General features: G+C 61.4%; 19 protein-coding genes. 9 read left to right on the top strand and 10 right to left on the bottom strand.

Annotated features, from left to right (window positions below; translation table 11 throughout):
* Positions 1-364 precede the first annotated feature (364 nt).
* Complete coding sequence (locus ACMGGK_RS16965; RefSeq protein ID WP_016928654.1) at positions 365-802, bottom strand: PACE efflux transporter; 438 nt, start codon at positions 800-802, stop codon at positions 365-367.
* 112 nt (positions 803-914) lie between these two features.
* Here ACMGGK_RS16965 and ACMGGK_RS16960 point away from each other — a divergent pair, with 112 nt between their 5' ends.
* Complete coding sequence (locus ACMGGK_RS16960) at positions 915-1,808, top strand: LysR family transcriptional regulator (protein ID WP_016928653.1); 894 nt, start codon at positions 915-917, stop codon at positions 1,806-1,808.
* 16 nt (positions 1,809-1,824) lie between these two features.
* Here the strand turns inward: ACMGGK_RS16960 and ACMGGK_RS16955 are convergent, their stop codons facing one another.
* On the bottom strand, positions 1,825-2,388 hold the full coding sequence (locus ACMGGK_RS16955) for a DedA family protein (protein WP_025301947.1): 564 nt from the start codon (positions 2,386-2,388) through the stop codon (positions 1,825-1,827).
* A 50-nt stretch (positions 2,389-2,438) separates the two neighbouring features.
* Positions 2,439-3,116, bottom strand: coding sequence for a DJ-1/PfpI family protein (locus tag ACMGGK_RS16950; protein WP_197758163.1), 678 nt, complete (start codon positions 3,114-3,116; stop codon positions 2,439-2,441).
* Between the two features lie 91 nt (positions 3,117-3,207).
* Here ACMGGK_RS16950 and ACMGGK_RS16945 point away from each other — a divergent pair, with 91 nt between their 5' ends.
* The 3 genes from ACMGGK_RS16945 to pbpG all read left to right on the top strand — a co-directional run bounded on the left by ACMGGK_RS16945 (position 3,208) and on the right by pbpG (position 6,381).
* Complete coding sequence (locus ACMGGK_RS16945; RefSeq protein WP_420277050.1) at positions 3,208-4,152, top strand: GlxA family transcriptional regulator; 945 nt, start codon at positions 3,208-3,210, stop codon at positions 4,150-4,152.
* Between the two features lie 44 nt (positions 4,153-4,196).
* Entirely contained in the window at positions 4,197-5,300 is a 1,104-nt protein-coding gene (locus ACMGGK_RS16940) for an adenosylhomocysteinase (protein WP_197783378.1), read from the top strand.
* 151 nt (positions 5,301-5,451) lie between these two features.
* The gene (gene pbpG, locus ACMGGK_RS16935) at positions 5,452-6,381 is read left to right on the top strand and encodes a D-alanyl-D-alanine endopeptidase (RefSeq protein ID WP_028127653.1); all 930 of its coding nucleotides are present in this window, start codon (positions 5,452-5,454) and stop codon (positions 6,379-6,381) included.
* Between the two features lie 34 nt (positions 6,382-6,415).
* Here the strand turns inward: pbpG and ACMGGK_RS16930 are convergent, their stop codons facing one another.
* Positions 6,416-6,871, bottom strand: coding sequence for a GNAT family N-acetyltransferase (locus tag ACMGGK_RS16930; protein ID WP_016928647.1), 456 nt, complete (start codon positions 6,869-6,871; stop codon positions 6,416-6,418).
* 76 nt (positions 6,872-6,947) lie between these two features.
* Between ACMGGK_RS16930 and ACMGGK_RS16925 the strand changes: the two genes are divergently transcribed.
* From ACMGGK_RS16925 to ACMGGK_RS16915, 3 genes are all read left to right on the top strand, one after another.
* Positions 6,948-7,352, top strand: a complete 405-nt coding sequence (locus ACMGGK_RS16925; RefSeq protein WP_016928646.1) for a VOC family protein — start codon at positions 6,948-6,950, stop codon at positions 7,350-7,352.
* A 120-nt stretch (positions 7,353-7,472) separates the two neighbouring features.
* Positions 7,473-8,402, top strand: a complete 930-nt coding sequence (locus ACMGGK_RS16920) for an alpha/beta fold hydrolase (RefSeq protein ID WP_420277049.1) — start codon at positions 7,473-7,475, stop codon at positions 8,400-8,402.
* Between the two features lie 102 nt (positions 8,403-8,504).
* Positions 8,505-9,425 (top strand): DUF808 domain-containing protein, encoded by a 921-nt coding sequence (locus ACMGGK_RS16915; RefSeq protein WP_028127651.1) that lies wholly within the window; start codon positions 8,505-8,507, stop codon positions 9,423-9,425.
* Between the two features lie 229 nt (positions 9,426-9,654).
* Here ACMGGK_RS16915 and ACMGGK_RS16910 read toward each other — a convergent pair whose 3' ends face one another.
* From ACMGGK_RS16910 to ACMGGK_RS16890, 5 genes are all read right to left on the bottom strand, one after another.
* Positions 9,655-10,194: a GNAT family N-acetyltransferase gene (locus ACMGGK_RS16910; RefSeq protein ID WP_048232997.1), complete on the bottom strand. Its 540-nt coding sequence runs from the start codon at positions 10,192-10,194 to the stop codon at positions 9,655-9,657.
* Positions 10,195-10,329: 135 nt separating this feature from the next.
* Positions 10,330-11,142 carry a MetQ/NlpA family lipoprotein gene (locus ACMGGK_RS16905; RefSeq protein ID WP_079449537.1) on the bottom strand — a complete coding sequence of 271 codons (813 nt, stop codon included), beginning with the start codon at positions 11,140-11,142 and terminating at the stop codon, positions 10,330-10,332.
* 130 nt (positions 11,143-11,272) lie between these two features.
* On the bottom strand, positions 11,273-12,124 hold the full coding sequence (locus ACMGGK_RS16900; protein WP_151254842.1) for a DUF1460 domain-containing protein: 852 nt from the start codon (positions 12,122-12,124) through the stop codon (positions 11,273-11,275).
* Positions 12,125-12,228: 104 nt separating this feature from the next.
* Positions 12,229-12,771 carry a GNAT family N-acetyltransferase gene (locus tag ACMGGK_RS16895; protein WP_033641018.1) on the bottom strand — a complete coding sequence of 181 codons (543 nt, stop codon included), beginning with the start codon at positions 12,769-12,771 and terminating at the stop codon, positions 12,229-12,231.
* The gene (locus tag ACMGGK_RS16890) at positions 12,771-13,238 is read right to left on the bottom strand and encodes an acyltransferase (protein ID WP_049299467.1); all 468 of its coding nucleotides are present in this window, start codon (positions 13,236-13,238) and stop codon (positions 12,771-12,773) included. The genes ACMGGK_RS16895 and ACMGGK_RS16890 overlap by 1 nt, the downstream gene beginning before the upstream one ends.
* Positions 13,239-13,442: 204 nt before the next feature.
* Here ACMGGK_RS16890 and ACMGGK_RS16885 point away from each other — a divergent pair, with 204 nt between their 5' ends.
* Positions 13,443-14,033, top strand: a complete 591-nt coding sequence (locus ACMGGK_RS16885; protein ID WP_025301967.1) for a Yip1 family protein — start codon at positions 13,443-13,445, stop codon at positions 14,031-14,033.
* A 53-nt stretch (positions 14,034-14,086) separates the two neighbouring features.
* Here the strand turns inward: ACMGGK_RS16885 and ACMGGK_RS16880 are convergent, their stop codons facing one another.
* Positions 14,087-14,938, bottom strand: coding sequence for a DMT family transporter (locus ACMGGK_RS16880; RefSeq protein ID WP_115435722.1), 852 nt, complete (start codon positions 14,936-14,938; stop codon positions 14,087-14,089).
* 600 nt (positions 14,939-15,538) lie between these two features.
* Between ACMGGK_RS16880 and ACMGGK_RS16875 the strand changes: the two genes are divergently transcribed.
* Positions 15,539-16,255, top strand: coding sequence for an ABC transporter ATP-binding protein (locus tag ACMGGK_RS16875; RefSeq protein ID WP_079449534.1), 717 nt, complete (start codon positions 15,539-15,541; stop codon positions 16,253-16,255).
* Positions 16,256-16,267 lie beyond the last annotated feature (12 nt).

The following is a 16,267-nucleotide window of genomic DNA, read 5'->3' as shown; positions in this document are numbered from 1 at the left end:
CGTCATGAGAATGAGGTCGTGGCATCATTCCGCTGTTTATTGTGTATACAGCCATCATTAAAATAACGGCGAAGCATGCTACCTTTTCTCCGTAATGGTGGCAAAAAATACTGCGCATAAAACGTGAACAATTGTGTTTATTTTTTAATCCAAATATAAAAGGATATATTATTCAAAAAGATGTGATGTTTTATCAAGACGGAAATATCGAAGAATAAAAAGTGATTAAAATCACAAAATAATAATTACCGTGCAAATTACAGGGTGTTGTTCTTATATTTCGCGGTGAGAATTAAGGGGGAAGGAAATGGCGACCCGCGCAGAAAATGGGATCAGCAGCGGGTCGGTGGGTGCGTAGCGAGTCTTAGGCCGATTCACCGGCCGGCAGGGCCGATGCGGGCAGGCCGAACAGCTTGTCGAACGCCCAGTTAAACAGGAAGGTGTAGCAAGGAATGATGACGATCAACGCCATATCCAGCAGCAGCGCCTGCCACAGCGTGATGCCCATCCACCAGGCGATCAGCGGGATCAGATACACCACCAGCGTCAGCTGAAAGCCGACGGCGTGCAAAATGCGGCGTTTGAGCGTGCGGGTGCGCGACGCCTGGCGGCTTTCCCACCACTCGAATAAATAGTTGTAAATAAAGTTCCAGCTGACCGCAATGGTGGTGATCACCACCGCCAGCGGCCCGGTACTGCTTGGCGCATGGCCTGACAGCAGCGCCAGCCCCAGCGCCGAGATCGCCATGCCGATGATTTCATAAGCGGTGACATACACCAGTTTGCGTTTGACGCCTTGCATCGTTTTCTCCCGATCTGTTTTTAGTTGCCTCTGTGGCGACGGCGGCTAAGATAACGTCAATCACATTGATAGAAAAAGTCAGGAGCTGTCAGTTTTATTGACAAGTTAAACAATGAATTTCTCCAGCGACAATATCGAACTGTTTTTGGCGGTGCTCGATCGCGGCTCGTTTTCCGCGGCCGCCCGCGCGCTGCGGCGCGTGCCGTCCGCCGTCAGCATGGCTATCGCCAACATGGAGGCGGAGCTCGGTTTTGCCTTGTTCGACCGTTCTCACCGCGAACCGACGCCGACCGCGCTGGCGCTGGCTCTGGCGCCGCACGCCCGCCTGATCGCCGGGCAGCTCAAGCAACTGCAGGTGCACGCCATCGAACTGTCTCAGGGGCTGGAGAGCCGGCTCTCGATCGGCGTGGCGTCGGATATCAACGGCGCCGGCCTGCTGGCGGCGGTGAAAACGCTGTCGCAGCGTTATCCGCTGCTGAACATCGAAGTGCTCAGCGCGCCGCAGGACGACGTGCTGCATATGCTGCATCAGGAGCGCGTCGGCGTTTGTCTGGCGTTTGGCGGGCTGAACATCAACAGCGCAGAACAGTTCCACTTCGTCGGCGCGGAGTCGCTGGTGGCGATGCTGTCGCCGCAGCACCCGGCGCTGGACGGCGCGGCGGGCGAGCTGTTTCTCGAGGATCTGGTCAACGTGCGGCAGATCATGGTGGCCAGCCGCGATCTGCCGATCGGCGATCTGCGCCCGCAGGTGGCGGAGGCGTATTGGCGCACCGACAGCCTGCCGATGGCGCTGAACATGGTGGAGGCGGGCCTGGGCTGGGGCAACTTCCCGCTGTCGCTGGCCGAGCCGCTGCTGGCGCAGGGGAGGCTGGTGCGGCTGAAATTCAAAAACACCAAGAACGAGCTGCGCTTGCCGATGCATTTGATCTGGCTGAAGAACCGCCCGCTGGACAAGGCGGCGCGCGAGCTGGTCGAGCTGATGCGCGCGGCGCCGCAGGAAAGCTGACGCCCGCTGCGTTCGCTTACTCCGGGTGGCGTTTACGCCACCAGAAACGCACCAGCAGGATGGCGGCGATCGCCAGCGCGACAAACAGCAGGCCGGAGAGCTTTTTGTCGAAGCCGGTAACGAAGCGTTCGATCGCCTGGCCGCCAAAATAGCCGAGCATGACGAAGATCGTCGCCCAGAGAATGGCGCCGAGGATATTGAGCGGCACGAAGCGCGACGGCGGCAGGCGGCTGGCGCCGATCAGCACCGGGCCGATGATGCGGAAACCGTACATGAAACGCACCCCGATAACGAACAGCATCGGGTGGCGGGCGATCAGCCTTCTGGCGCGCGCGATGCGCTTTTCCTGCCCCTTGAGCCGCGAGATGACGCGGCCTTCGAACCGGCGGCCGGCGAAGTACAGCAACTGGTCTCCCATCATGCCGCCCAGCGCCACCACCGCGATCACCCACGGCCAGTGCAGCAAGCCTTCATGGGCGGCGATGCCGCCCAGCAGCGTGATGGTTTCCCCTTCCGCCAGGCAGCCGATAAACAACGCCCAGTAACCGTAGTCCGTAATGTAGTGGGCCAAATCGGTCATTCCTTGCTCCTTATGTGGCTGACGCATAAGGGCAAGTATACGCCCGATCGCTAGCCTTGGGCGATTTGGGCCACCAACGCTCTGCGCCGCGCCAGGCTTTCCGCCATCTGCGTCTGTACCCTGGCGTAAATGTGCGGCGGGGCCAGTTCCGGCGTGCCGCCCTCGAACGGCGGCGCCGGGGCGTATTCCAGATAAAGCTGGATCATTTGGGCGGTGTCTTCGCCGTGCAGTTCGGCGATCAGCGCCAGCGCAAAGTCGATGCCGGCGGTGACGCCGCCGCCGCTGATCACATTGCCGTCGCGTTCTACGCGAGCAGCGCTGGGTATGGCGCCGAACAGCTTCAGGCTGTCGCGCATCGACCAGTGGCAGGCGGCGCGTTTGCCCGCCAGCAGACCGGCGGCGGCCAGGATCAGCGAACCGGTGCATACCGAGGTCAGGTAACGGGCATCGGCCCCCAGCCGCCGGATTTGCTGCATGAACGCTTTATCCTGCAGCGCCTGGGCGCAGCCGCTGCCGCCCGGCACGCACAGCACGTCGCAGCGCGGGATCTCCGGCAGCGGGCGCAACTGGGTGAAGTGCAAGCCTTCCGACTCGACATCCGCGCCGTCTACCGAGGCGACGATGATTTCCGCGCCCGGCATGCGACGCAGGAACTGCAAGGGGCCAGTGAAGTCGAGTTGGGTGACGCCTTGATAGATGGGAAATACAATCACGAGTGGTTCAGACATGACATTCGCCTCATTTTTATCGTTAGACCTGGGCCATAATAGCCGCCCTGTGTTTGGCTGATATGATAGATAACCCTCAAAAAGCGCCATCATGAAAACGATCGGTTTTGTGGTTTTTCCCGGTTTCAACCTGCTGGACTTTGCCGGCCCGCTGGCGGCGTTCGATAACGTCAGTCAGTTTACCGATCCGCCGGCCTACCGCTGCGTGGCGATCTCGCCGCAGGGCGGCATGGTCGCCAGCTCGGCCGGGGTGGAAATCGCCACGCAACCGTGCGGCGACGAGCGTTTCGATACGTTGGTGGTGGCCGGCGGCAGCGGCAACGTGATGGCGGCGCAGTCACCGGCGCTGGCGGCGTTCCTGGCCAACCAAAGCCGACGAGCGCGGCGTATCGCCAGCGTGTGCACCGGGGCGTTTATTCTGGCGGCCTGCGGACTGCTGGACGGCAAACGCGCCACCACCCACTGGTATCATGCGGCGCGGCTGCAGCAGAGTTATCCGCGCATTCGCGTCGACAGCAACCGCATTTTCATTCGCGATGGCGATATCTGGACGTCGGCCGGCATCAGCGCCGGCATCGATCTGGCGTTGGCGCTGATCGAGGACGATCTGGGCGCCGCCCTGGCGGCGGCCGTGGCGCGGCAGTTGGTGGTCTATCACCGTCGTCCCGGCGGGCAGTCGCAGTATTCGCTGTTGCTGGCGTTGAACCCGTCGTCGGATCGCATGCGCGCCGCGCTGTCGTACGCGCGCGAACATTTGCACCTGCCGCTGTCGGTGGCGGATCTGGCCGACGCCGCCTGCCTGAGCGAGCGTCAGTTCGGCCGGCTGTTCCGCGCCGAAACCGGGCAGACGCCGGCCAAGGTGATCGAACAGCTGCGGGTGGAGGCGGCCAGGGTACGTATTGAAGAGAGCGCCGAGCCGCTGGAGGCGATCGCCCGTTCGGTGGGATTCAGCGATCCGGAGCGCATGAGGCGGGCGTTTATCCGCGTCTTTGGCCTGTCGCCGCAGGCGATCCGCCGGCTTGGCCGCGCGGGATAATTTTTTGCCACGCCTGGCGGCGGGGCACACCAGAGGAGCAACGGATGTATCAGGATTTTGAGAGCGAATTGAGCTGGGCGACGCGTCATATGCCGCGCACCCGAGCCGCGGTGGCGGCGTTGCCGGACCTGCACGGGGTGCGGCTGGCGTGCAACATGCACCTGGATCTGAAAATGGCGCCGCTGGTGGCCGGCCTGCTGGACAAGGGCGCGGCGATCTTCCTGACCACCTGCAATCCCACTACGGTGCAGGACGATGTGGTGAGCTGGCTGGAGCGGCGAGGCGCGCAGGCCTATGCCTGGCGTGACATGAGCGCCGGCGAATGGTCGGAATCCTTCGACCGCGCGCTGGCCTGGCGGCCGACTCATTTGTGCGAAATGGGAGCGGATTTGACCACCCGTTTGCACCAATCGCCGAACGGCCCGCAGATCGTCGCCGGGCTGGAGGCCACCGGCTCGGGCATCAACCGGTTGAACGGCGTGGCGCCGCGCTACCCGATCTTCAACTGGGACGATCTGCCGGTGAAAGAGGGGCTGCACAATCGGCATATGGTTGGGCTGACCGCCTGGCACACTTTCTTCCAGACCACCCACTTGACGCTGCATGAAAAGCGCGTGCTGGTGATCGGTTACGGCCTGGTCGGGCAGGGGACGGCGGCCGCGGCCAGAGCCTACGGCGGCCAGGTGATGGTGGCGGAAATCGATCCGGCGCGCGCGCTGCAGGCGCGTTATGACGGCTGGCAGGTGGTGGATCTGGCGAGCGGGGTCGCGCAGGCGGACGTGATCGCCACCGCGACCGGCGCGAAAAACGTGCTTTCGGCGCAGCATCTGCAACAGGCGCAGGACGGCGTGTTTATCCTCAACGTCGGCCACGTGGCGGAAGAGATCGACGTCGGCTTCCTCAAGGGCGTGCCGCACCACGAGCCGATGCCTTATGTGAATGCTTACCAACTGAATGAAAAGACGGTCTATTTGCTGGCCAACGGGTCGATGTTCAACCTGACCGCCGGCTACGGCGACAGCCTCAACGCCTTCGACGTCACGCTGGCGGTGATGGCGGCCGGCATCGGCCATATCGTCGGCGCGGGAGCGCGGCAAACGCCGGGGCTGTACCTGCTGCCGCAGTCGGCCTGGCAGCCGGCGCTGTAACTTTTTCTACGCGGGCGTTCATCCCAGAGCGCCCGCGGGCTGCGTCGTTTTTCGGCCGACAGAATTTGTCACAAATCCGCCATACAATCCCAGTGCCAAGCGCTGAACCCTCACATATAATTCGCTGAGTTCAAGCCCCCATTTCAGAGTAATGCCTGTGAAAATACGTGTTTTGGTTCTGACCCTGCTCGCTTTGCAGGCGGGCGCAGGCTTTGCGCCGCGCGCGCTGGCCAGCGACAACGCCGCCGCCGTGCACGCCACCCAGCCTGAGCTGGCCTCCGGCAGCGCGATGGTCGTCGATATGCAAACCCATAAGGTGATGTATGCGCGCAACCCGGATGAAGTGGTGCCGATCGCCTCGATCACCAAGCTGATGACCGCCATGGTCACGTTGGACGCGCACCTGCCGCTCGATGAGATGCTGGCGGTGGACATCCGCCAGACGCCGGAGATGAAAGGGGTGTATTCGCGGGTGCGGCTGAACAGCGAAATCAGCCGCAAGGATATGCTGCTGCTGGCGCTGATGTCGTCGGAAAACCGCGCGGCCGCTAGCCTGGCGCACCACTATCCGGGGGGCTACAACGCCTTCATCAAAGCGATGAACGCCAAGGCCAGGGCGCTTGGCATGACCAACACCCATTACGTGGAACCGACCGGGCTCTCTATTCATAACGTATCGACGGCGCGCGATCTGACCAAGCTGCTGATCGCCACCAAGCAATACCCGTTGATCGGCCAGCTCAGCACCACCACCGAGCGCATGGCCAGCTTCAAGGATCCGAACTACACACTGCCGTTCCGCAACACCAACCATCTGGTGTACAACCCGAAGTGGAACATTCAGCTGACCAAGACCGGCTTCACCAACCAGGCGGGCCACTGCCTGGCGATGCGCACCGTGATCGGTAACCGCTCGGTGTCGCTGGTGGTGCTGGACGCCTTCGGCAAATACACCCACTTCGCCGACGCCAACCGGCTGCGCAGCTGGATTGAAACCGGCAAGGTGACGCCGATCCCGGCCGCCGCCCGTGACTATCGCCGCCAAAAAGACGCCCGTCTGGCGAAAAACGACAGCGAATAACCCGCCTGGCGGCCTGCCCGTTTGCTGCAGGCCGCTATCGGCCTTCGGGCCGTCTGATGACAAATCCCCGCTCGCGATCGCCGTCGAAACCCGCTTTGAGATAAAGCTGGTGCGCGCCGGTGCGTTGCTGCCCCGACAGCAGCATCACCTTGTAACAGCCTTTACGCCAGGCCAGCTGCAGCGCGTATTCGATCATGGCGAGCGCTACGCCGTGGCCGCGGTAGGGCTCCGCCGTCACCACGTGTTCGATGACGCCGAACGGTTGCGCCTGATGCGCCAGCCCCGGGATCAGCGCCAGCATGCAGGTGGCGATCGGCTGTTCCTCGTCCGCCGCCACCACCAGGCGGATCGCCGGATCGTCCAGCAGGCGTTGCAGGGTGCGGCGCGCGTCGTCGGCGCGCAGCGGCGCGTCCTGCGGGCGCAGCTCGCGATACAAGGCTAACAGGCCGTTGAGATCGTCCGGCTGCGCCAGGCGATGAATGATGCTCATGGTTGCTCCTTTCCGCCGCTTCAACGGTAATCCGCTATCCTCCATTAATACCACAACGTTTGCCGGAGGGGATGTTATGAGTCAGGTTTCGACCTTTGTCATGTTCCAGGGAGAGGCGCAGCAGGCGATCGATCTCTACAGCCAGGTGTTCGAGCGTTTTCGGCTCATGCAGGTGCAGCATTACGACCCGACGCCGGACGGCCGGCGGTTGATCAAGCATGCTGCCATCGATTTCGATCGACAGAACCTGGTGTTTACCGATAGCCCGATCAGCCATGACTTCAGCTTTACCCCGGCGGTGTCGCTGTTCATCAATCTGCCTAACGAAGAAGCGTTGGAGCGGGCGTTCCACCGGCTGGCGGAGGGCGGCAAGGTGCTGATGCCGCTCGATGACTACGGCTTCAGCGCCCGTTTCGGTTGGCTCAACGATCGTTTCGGCCTCTCCTGGCAGCTCAATGTGCCGGCGGGGGATCTGCCCTGATACTAAGGGCTCAGCGTGTAAAAGACATGGTAGTTCCTGCTGTTATTTCATATGCTTATCATCGTGAGGGCGGGGAATTTTGCCGTAGGAAGTACCGACAACATCATGGAAAGGTGCGCTTTGATTGATTTTGACCGCTATGTTGAGCAAGCGAAGTCTTACGGCGAGTGGCCGGGTGGGCATGCGGACATGCTGTCCGGTCGCGTTGAGGGATTGAGCTATCGTCTGTATCGGCACACTGCCGAGAGCGAAGACGTGATCGTGGTTTATCACGGCGGCGGGGTTAACAGCGCCGCCGGGTATGACGTTCTTGCGCGCCAGTTGGCCGCCGTGCCAACGCTCGCGGTGTGCCTGGTGGACATCCGCGGGCACGGCGATTCCGCGGGAGAGAGGGGGACGGTTGAGCGGCCTGAGCGTATTTGGCGCGATGTCGATGTCATCCTGGCGGAAATGCGCCGCCGTTTCCCGTTGGCGCGCAGGCACCTGCTGGGCCATTCCAGCGGCGCCGGGATGTTGCTCAACTACTTGACCCGCTATCCTGGCGAGCAGCAGGCGGACAGCCTGATCCTGCTGGCGCCCGAGCTGGGGCCATTTTCCGGGATGGCCCGCGATCTGGCGGCGATGGCCCGTTTTGCGCAGGTGCGTCAATGGCCGTTTGTCGCCAATGCGCTCAGCGGCGGGCGGTGGTTTGGGCAAGCCCGGGCGGTCAGCCTGAATTTTCCCCCGGCGGTGCTGGCCGCCGCCCCCGATTTTGTCTGCCAATACAGCGTCAATATGGCTAACGCGTTGACGCCTCGCGCCCCGGCCAAGCAACTGGCGGCGTTGCGATTGCCGACCTTGCTGCTGGCGGCAGCGCAGGACGAGTTGTTCAGCGCGCAATCCTTGCAGCGCTTCGTCGAACAGCATGGCAACGCCCAAACCGCCTTTGGCTTGCTTGAGGGCAGTACGCATTTATCGTGCGTCTTTGCGGCCCATCGTTTTGTCCTTCAACATATCTCGCGTGCGGCTGCTACCGAATCCGATGAGGGGCTGGCGGGCGAGGGGGCTTAACGCCCGCCCGGCATTTTCCGAGATCCTCCCATATCCTTTTATGACGCTTTACCGCTATGCTAAACATAGAATGGCCCGTGAATATGAAAAGGATGAATCATTTTGGCAGGAAGTAGTTTACTTACCCTCATCGACGACATCGCCTCGTTGCTGGACGACGTCTCTTTAATGAGCAAGATGGCGGCGAAAAAAACCGCCGGGGTGCTGGGGGACGATTTGGCGCTTAACGCGCAGCAGGTCACCGGCGTTAAAGCCGATCGCGAACTGCCGGTGGTGTGGAGCGTCGCCAAAGGCTCGCTGATCAACAAGGCGATCCTGGTGCCGCTGGCGCTGCTGATCAGCGCCTTCGCGCCCTGGGCGATTACGCCGCTGCTGATGGTGGGCGGCGCCTACCTGTGTTACGAAGGGTTCGAAAAGGTGTTTCACAGCCTGAGCCACGGCAAGGCGGCGCAGGAGGAAAAATCGGACGGGCCCGGCGCCAATGAGGACGCCGCGGCCTATGAGAAGCGCAAGGTGAAAGGGGCGATACGCACCGATTTCGTGCTCTCCGCCGAGATTATCGCCATCACGCTGGGCACGGTCGCCGGCGCCACCTTCAGCCAGCAGGTGATCGTCTTGTGCGGCATCGCCGTCGTGATGACGCTCGGCGTGTACGGCATTGTCGCCGGCATCGTCAGGCTGGACGATCTGGGGCTGTATCTGAGCCGCAAAGGCAGCGCGTTGGCGCGCGCCATCGGCAGCGGCATCGTGCGCGCCGCGCCTTATCTGATGAAAACGCTGTCGATCGTCGGCACTGTCGCCATGTTTATGGTCGGCGGCGGTATTCTGACCCACGGTTTGCCGCCGGTGCATCACCTGTTCGAAGACTGGGCCTCGTACACCACCGTGGTGCCGACGTTTGGCCATCTTTTGCAGGGTGTGGTTCCGGCCCTGCTGAACGTGGCGTTCGGGCTGGTGGCCGGCGGCGTGGTGCTGGCGGCGGTGTCGGCGCTGGGCGCGGTACGCGCGCGTTTCAAGGCATGATGAAAAGTCTCGCCCCGGAAGGGGCGGGACGTATGAGATGAATTAAAAGATCAGTTTGAGAACGCCGGTAATCGTCAACAAACCCACGATAAAGATGATGGCGACTATCCACAGAATAATTTTCATTTGATTCTCCCTTACCGGTTACAGGTGGCGCGCGGTTGGCGCTAACTCAATGAAATCACTCTTCACTATAGACGCTAACTCCCTATCGTGCGTCGCCATGCCTTCAAGGATGCCGATTGTCGCCCGCGCCCAGCGCGCGCTGCATAATCTGCGTGTCGCGCCATTCCCCCAGCTTGAACCCTACCGCTTTTAACGTCCCTGCGCTGGTGAAGCCGAGTGACTGGTGCAGTGCCAGCGAGCCGCGGTTGGCGGCGGAATCGCCGACGATCGCCAGCATCTGGCGCCAGGGACCTTGCTCGCAGCGGGCGATCAGCGCGCTCAGCAGCGCCTTTCCGACGCCTTTGCCCTGTTGCCCTTCGGCGATATATACCGAGTCTTCCACGGTAAAGCGATAGGCCGGCCGGGGGCGATACGGCGTGGCATAGCAGTAGCCGACAATACGGCCTTCGCTTTTCGCCACCAGCCAGGGCAGCCCGGCTTCCCGCACTTTGCTCAGGCGCAACTGCATTTCCGTCAGCGTCGGCGGCTGTTCTTCAAACGAGGCCGCGCCGTACAGCACGTGGTGGGTGTAAATGCGCAGCACGGCGGACATATCGTCCGGTGTGGCGTCAAGGAGGCTAAGTACGGGAGCGGAGAGCGTCATGATAATGCCTGTTTACCTTGGAAATCAGCGGATAAACGCCATTATGCGCGCCGCTCGCCGCCGGGGTAAATCGGGTTTTCTTATGGTGAGATAAGAAAACCCGATGATGAGCGGGAAGGGGCTCTTTGCCTGTGATTACCAGCCTTTCACCGCGCCGCCGTTGAAGATTTTCTCGGCGGCCTTGGCCACTTCGTCCGACTCATAGGCCTTGATGAAGTTCTGCACGTTTGGCGCGTCCTTGTTGTCTTCGCGGGTGACGATGATGTTGGTGTACGGCGAGTCTTTATCCTCGATGAAGATGCCGTCTTTGGTCGGCGACAGGCCGGTCTGGTTGATGTAGGTGGTGCTGATGACGGCGACGGTGACTTTCGGATCGTCCAGCACGTGCGGCAACTGCGCGCCTTCTAGCTCCATGATCTGATAACGATGCGGGTTGGCGCTGATGTCCAGGGCGGTAGGCAGCAACCCTTTGCCAGGCTTCAGGCTAATCAGCCCGGTTTTTTCCAGCAGCAGCAGGGCGCGCCCCAGGTTGGTCGGATCGAGTGGGATGGCGATCACCGCGCCGTCCGGCAGCTCTTTCAGCGATTTTATCTTTTTGGAGTAGCCGGCCATCGGGAAGACGAAGGTATTGCCGACCGCCACCAGCTTATAGCCGTGATCTTTGTTTTGCTGTTCGAGGAACGGGCGGTGCTGGAACACATTGGCGTCCAGTTCGCCCTTGTCGGTGGCGTCGTTCGGCAGCAGCGAGCCGCTGAAACCGACCAGCTCGACCTCCAGCCCATATTTCTCTTTCGCCACCTGTCTGGCGATTTCCGCCACGTCCTGTTCCGCGCCGTTGATGACGCCGACTTTGATATGGTTTTGGTCGGTTTTTTGATCGCAGCCCTGCAGCGCCAATACGGCGGCGAAGGCCGCCGCCAGAGGGGTGATACGCCAGCGTAAGGTCATCGAAGTCTCCCTGAAAAGAACAATAAAATCAGTTGTTTTTTGTTCTTACAGCTAAGCCTGAACCGCCGATGAAGTCAAACGCTCGCTCAGCATAAACGGCTATAGCTTATAGCCGTTATGCGATGGGGGATTATCGGCTGAGTGAACGCAGCACCACGATGCCCGGCGTGGCCATCACGTAATCCATAAAGGGCGAATCGACCACCCGCATGTTGGCCTTGCGCGATGAGGCGTTGCGCAGCACCGGGCCGTTGTCGGTCATCACGAAGATGCCGGTATGGGTCACGTCCAGCCCGGCGAGGTTGGTGTAAATGCCGATGTAATCGCCGGTGCGCAGTTGGGCCAGCACCTTGTCGTCGACGCTGTCGCTGGGGATATAGGTCACGCTGCGTTGTACGTTGGGCAAACCGGGCAGGTAGCTGCCGCCGTCCGCCTTTTGATTGAGGGTTTTCACGAGGGTGACGGCGTGCGGGCTGAGCTGCGCGGTGATGTCTTCGGCCACCTTGTGCGGCCGCTGCGCCCAGTCGGTGAAGAAGTGTTTGCGCTGCGGGAAGGCGATTTTGCCGTCGACGTAGCGAATGTCCACCAGACGCTGAACGAACTCGGCCTCGCTGCGGGCGGTGCTGAGCGCTTCCACATAATCGATGTAGGTGAAGCAATCCAGCCCGCGGAAGTCGATCACCAGCCGCTCGGGCGTGTTCTGCGCACCGATCAGGCGGTTGGCGAGGTAGGGCGTGCCGAGGAATTCGCGCGAAATCAAATCGACGCTGCGGCCATGCGGCTGCGCGGCGGGCCAACCGGCGCGCAGCGCGAGGATCTCACGCAGCTTGCTGCGGGTGCTGGCGTCCATCTCCGGCTGCACGCCCGGCGGCGAAACGGTGACGCCGGTCGGCGGCGTTGCGGGGACGACGGCGGCGGGGCGCTCGGCGCATCCGCTCATGGCGATAGCTAACATCAGTAAAACAGCCTTGTTCTGGTTCATACGGCCCTCCCTGGGTGTCGCTGGCTTATCAGAGTAAGTGATAACAGTTCTCATCCGATGGTAGGGGTTAAAAAGTAAACATAGCCTCAATGACGTTCGATAAATCAGTAACCGATTTCGCTATTGAACGGCAAATACCAGAACAGCGCGATTTCGTGATCGGCGATCTCCGGCTCGGCGCGGTACAGCAAACGATCGATGCCGCCGAGAATAAACCCGTAATGCTGGTAGCAGCGGCAGGCCGCCAGATTGTTGTTCTGCGTTTCGAGCATCATACCTGAGGTTTCCTGTTGCCGCGCCCACTGTTTGGCGCAGTCCAGCAGCGCCCCGGCGATACCCTGACGACGCGCGTGAGCGCTGACGGCGATCTCGTCGATCAGGGTGTAACCGTTCCAGTTTTTGCTCAGCGTAATATGGCCAACGGCGTCATTCTGGCGATACGCCAGGAAGGTCACGCTGTCTTCGTTGGCGAACGGCGCCAGCGGATACCGCTTGCGAAACGGCGCCACCGGGCGGGTTGGCCAGCTGTCGACCGGGCTGTCAAACTGCGGCAGAGCGTAACAGGCGATGGTGAAGCTGAAATCGCCGCGCGTCAGATAATCATCGGGCAGCGCCTCAATGGCCGCGATGCGGATGGCCGGGGTCATTACGGCAGCTCCCGCAGCAGGCGCGCCGGGTTGCCGGCATAAATCCCCTTGCGGGTGATGTCACGGGTCACCACCGCCCCGGCGCCGATCACCGCGTCGCTGCAGATCTTCACCGCCAGGATCGTGGCGCCGGAGCCGATGGACACTCGATCGCCGATGCAGGTGCGCCCCCAGCTGGCCGGATCGGCGTTGGGCGCGCCATCTTTGAACAGATCGTTGGCGAAGGTGACGCCGTGGCCGATAAAGCACGCTTCGCCGAGGGTGACGTATTCGCAGATAAAGCTGTGCGATTGAATTTTACTGCGCGCGCCGATGCTGACGTGGCGCTGGATCTCCACGAACGGGCCGACGAAGACATCGTCGCCGAGCCGGCAGCCGTACAGATTGCAGGGCTCGATTACGGTGACGTTGCGCCCGGCGTCGACGTCGACGATCCCCGCCTGGCGGGTGGTGATAGCGGATGACATGACCTTCCTCGCAGCCTGGGTTTAATGGGGGGAGTATAAGACAAAGCGCCGCGCCTTTCGCTTTCCGCACGTTTTTTCGCCAAAAGACTATAATTAGTACAGGGGAGAGAGCCCCGTGGCCGCAATCCTCGCACGGGTAGCAGTCCGTCGGAGGTGTGAAATTCGTTCGCCGATCGCGGCCTACGGCGAGATAGGAGGTGTCTCATGGTCAGTCATGTTTGGGGACTTCTGGCGCATCCCAGCGCCGAGTTCGAACAGATAAAAAGCGAGAATGAAAGCGTCTCGCACCTATACACCCATCACGTGTTGCTCTTGGCAGCCATCCCGGTGGTCTGCGCCTTTATCGGCACCACCCAGTTGGGCTGGCTCTCCGGCGAGGGACATGCCATCAGGCTCGACATGTTTACCGCGTTTTATACCGCCGTGGCGTTCTACCTGCTGATGCTGGCAGGCGTAGCGGCCATGGGGAAAGTCATTCACTGGATGGCGCGGCGCTATGAATCGCGCCCAAGCCTGCACCGCTGCATGGTGTTCGCCGGCTACGTGGCGACCCCTATGTTCCTCAGCGGGATTGTGGCGCTCTATCCGGTCGTCTGGCTGTGTCTGTTTGTCGGCATTATCGGCCTGTGCTATTCGGGCTATCTGCTGAATCTGGGGATCCCGCACTTCCTGAATATTGACAGTAAGGAAGGGTTCATCTTCTCCAGCTCGACCTTCGCTATCGGTATCCTGTTGCTCGAGCTGCTGCTTGGGGTGACGGTGCTGCTGTGGGGGTACGGTTCCTGGTTGTTCTGAGTTAACGGCTGTTGTTGCCCCCGCGCCGGTGGAACGGCGCGGGGGCTTTTGCTTTATACGCGGCGGAAAACCAGCATCACGCCGAGCACGATGCCCGCCATGCCCAGCAGGCTCAGCGCCGCCAGCGCGTGGCCGAGCAGCAGGTAATCCAGCAGGGCGGTCACCGCCGGGATCAGGTAGAACAGGCTGGTGACCTGCACCAGATTGCCGCGCTGGATCAGGCGATACAACAAGAAGGTCGCCAGCACTGAGATCACCACCGCCATCCACAGCAGCGGCAGCACGAACTCAGGCCGCCAGTCGACCCGCAGCGGCTCAAACGGCAGCGCCAGCGTACACATCAACAGCCCGATGGCATACTGCAGCGGCAAGACCGCCAGCGGCGGCTGCGTCATGCCCTTTTGCAGCAGGGTGCCGGCGGTCATGCTCCCCAATGCGATAAAGGCGAACAGCATGCCGCTCGGCGAGAAATGAGCCACCATCAGGCTTTGGTACACCACCAGCGTCAGCCCGGCCATCGCCAGCGCCAGCCCGAATGCGCGCAGCCCGGCGCAGCGCCGCTCGGTGATGAACTGGGTGAGGATCGGCTGTACGCCGAGCAACGTGGCCAGCACGCCGGGCGTAATGCCCTGTTCCAACGCCAGCAGATAGCAGATCTGATAGCTGCCGATCATCAGCACGCCGATCAACGCGACGCGCCGACGGGTGCCGGCGGCGGGCAGGCACTGGCGCCGCCACAGGCCGATGGCCAACAGCACCGCCAGCGCGATGGCGCAGCGGAAGAACAGAAAAGCGAAGGCGGAGGCGTGCTCCAACCCCCAACGGGAGAAGATCGCGCCGCTGCTCCAGAGCAGGACGAACAGCGTAGCCAGGCCGGCATTGGCCCAGAGAGAAGGGAATCGCATATCAATTTCACCTGTCGTGAAAATTACAGGCTCCGGCGCGCGCGGCGGTCCACGCCTGAACGCAATAAATCAACATAAGCCGGAGGTAAAAAGTCGGTGTGGCTTAGCGCACGACCACAATGCGTGGCGGGTAAGCGGCAACCGCGGAAACGACAGAGAAAACGGCGGGTGGAGCGGAGGAAGCACACAGCAAAACGACGGCCGGAACGGTCGCGTTTGTCGGATCTGTGCTGTGCGCCAACGGAGTCATATGGGTTCCTGCAAACCGGGAATGAGACGAATCGCTTCAAACATAGCCAAGTTCAGCGGGGCGTGCAATCGGAAATCACAATGGATTAAATGATAATGAAAATCATTATCATTAATTAAAAGGTGTGCTATGTTGCTTTTGCCGCGCAGTGTTGACGCAGGGCGTGGCTTGCCCCTTGCCTTGTTTCACGCAGCGCGTGCGGCAGAAGACGTTGCGATTCGCTTTTGCAGAAGGCGAGCAATCGTGGTAAAAATATTGGTATGTTATAATATAACAATTAATGCATGATGAATTCAGTTCACGACATCCTCCATGTTGATGGAGTTAGCCTGACCGGCCACGGCGGGGCATTGATACTCGACACCATCCATTTCGCGCTCCGCGCCGGTGAGAAGCTGGCGGTGATCGGCCCCAACGGCAGCGGCAAGTCCAGCCTGTTGCGCACCCTGATCGGCGAAACGCGGCCGGACAGCGGCGGCATTTACTGGCGGGGGCGTGCCTTGTCCGCGTGGCCGGCGGCGGAGCGCGCCAGAAGCATCGCCTTTCTGGCGCAAAACGATCTGCCGGATTTGCGGCTGTCGGTCGAGGATTACGTGGCGTTGGGCCGTTTACCGCATGGCGAACGCTCTGCGACGGGAAAGTGCATCGTTGACGAGGCCATCGGGGAAACCGGGCTGGCGCCGCTCAGACACCATCCGTTGGGGCGGCTCTCGGGCGGCCAGCGTCAGCGCGCCGCGCTGGCTCGGGCGTTGGCGCAGTCTCCCGACCTGTTGTTGCTGGATGAACCGACCAATCACCTCGATCCGCCCGGGCGCTCGGCGCTGCTGTCGCTAGTGAAGAATAAAGATATCGCCGTGATTGCGGTGCTGCACGATCTGCCCGTGGCGGAGGCGTTTGCCGATCGGATCCTGGTGCTCAACGAAAGCCGCCAGGTGGCCTGTGGCACGCCCGAGGCGGTGTTGCAGACCCCGGTGATTTTGCCGGTGTTCGGCATGAACAGCTTCAAGGTGGCGCACCCCGTCAGCGGGAAAACGCTGCGTATTTTTGACGTTCCCCATTGCGCTTGATAAACCAGAGAG

The sequence above is a fragment of the Serratia sp. BNK-33-b genome (assembly GCF_048684565.1).
GTDB classification, from domain to species: domain Bacteria; phylum Pseudomonadota; class Gammaproteobacteria; order Enterobacterales; family Enterobacteriaceae; genus Serratia; species Serratia marcescens.
This window is presented reverse-complemented; position numbering and strand designations above follow the sequence as displayed.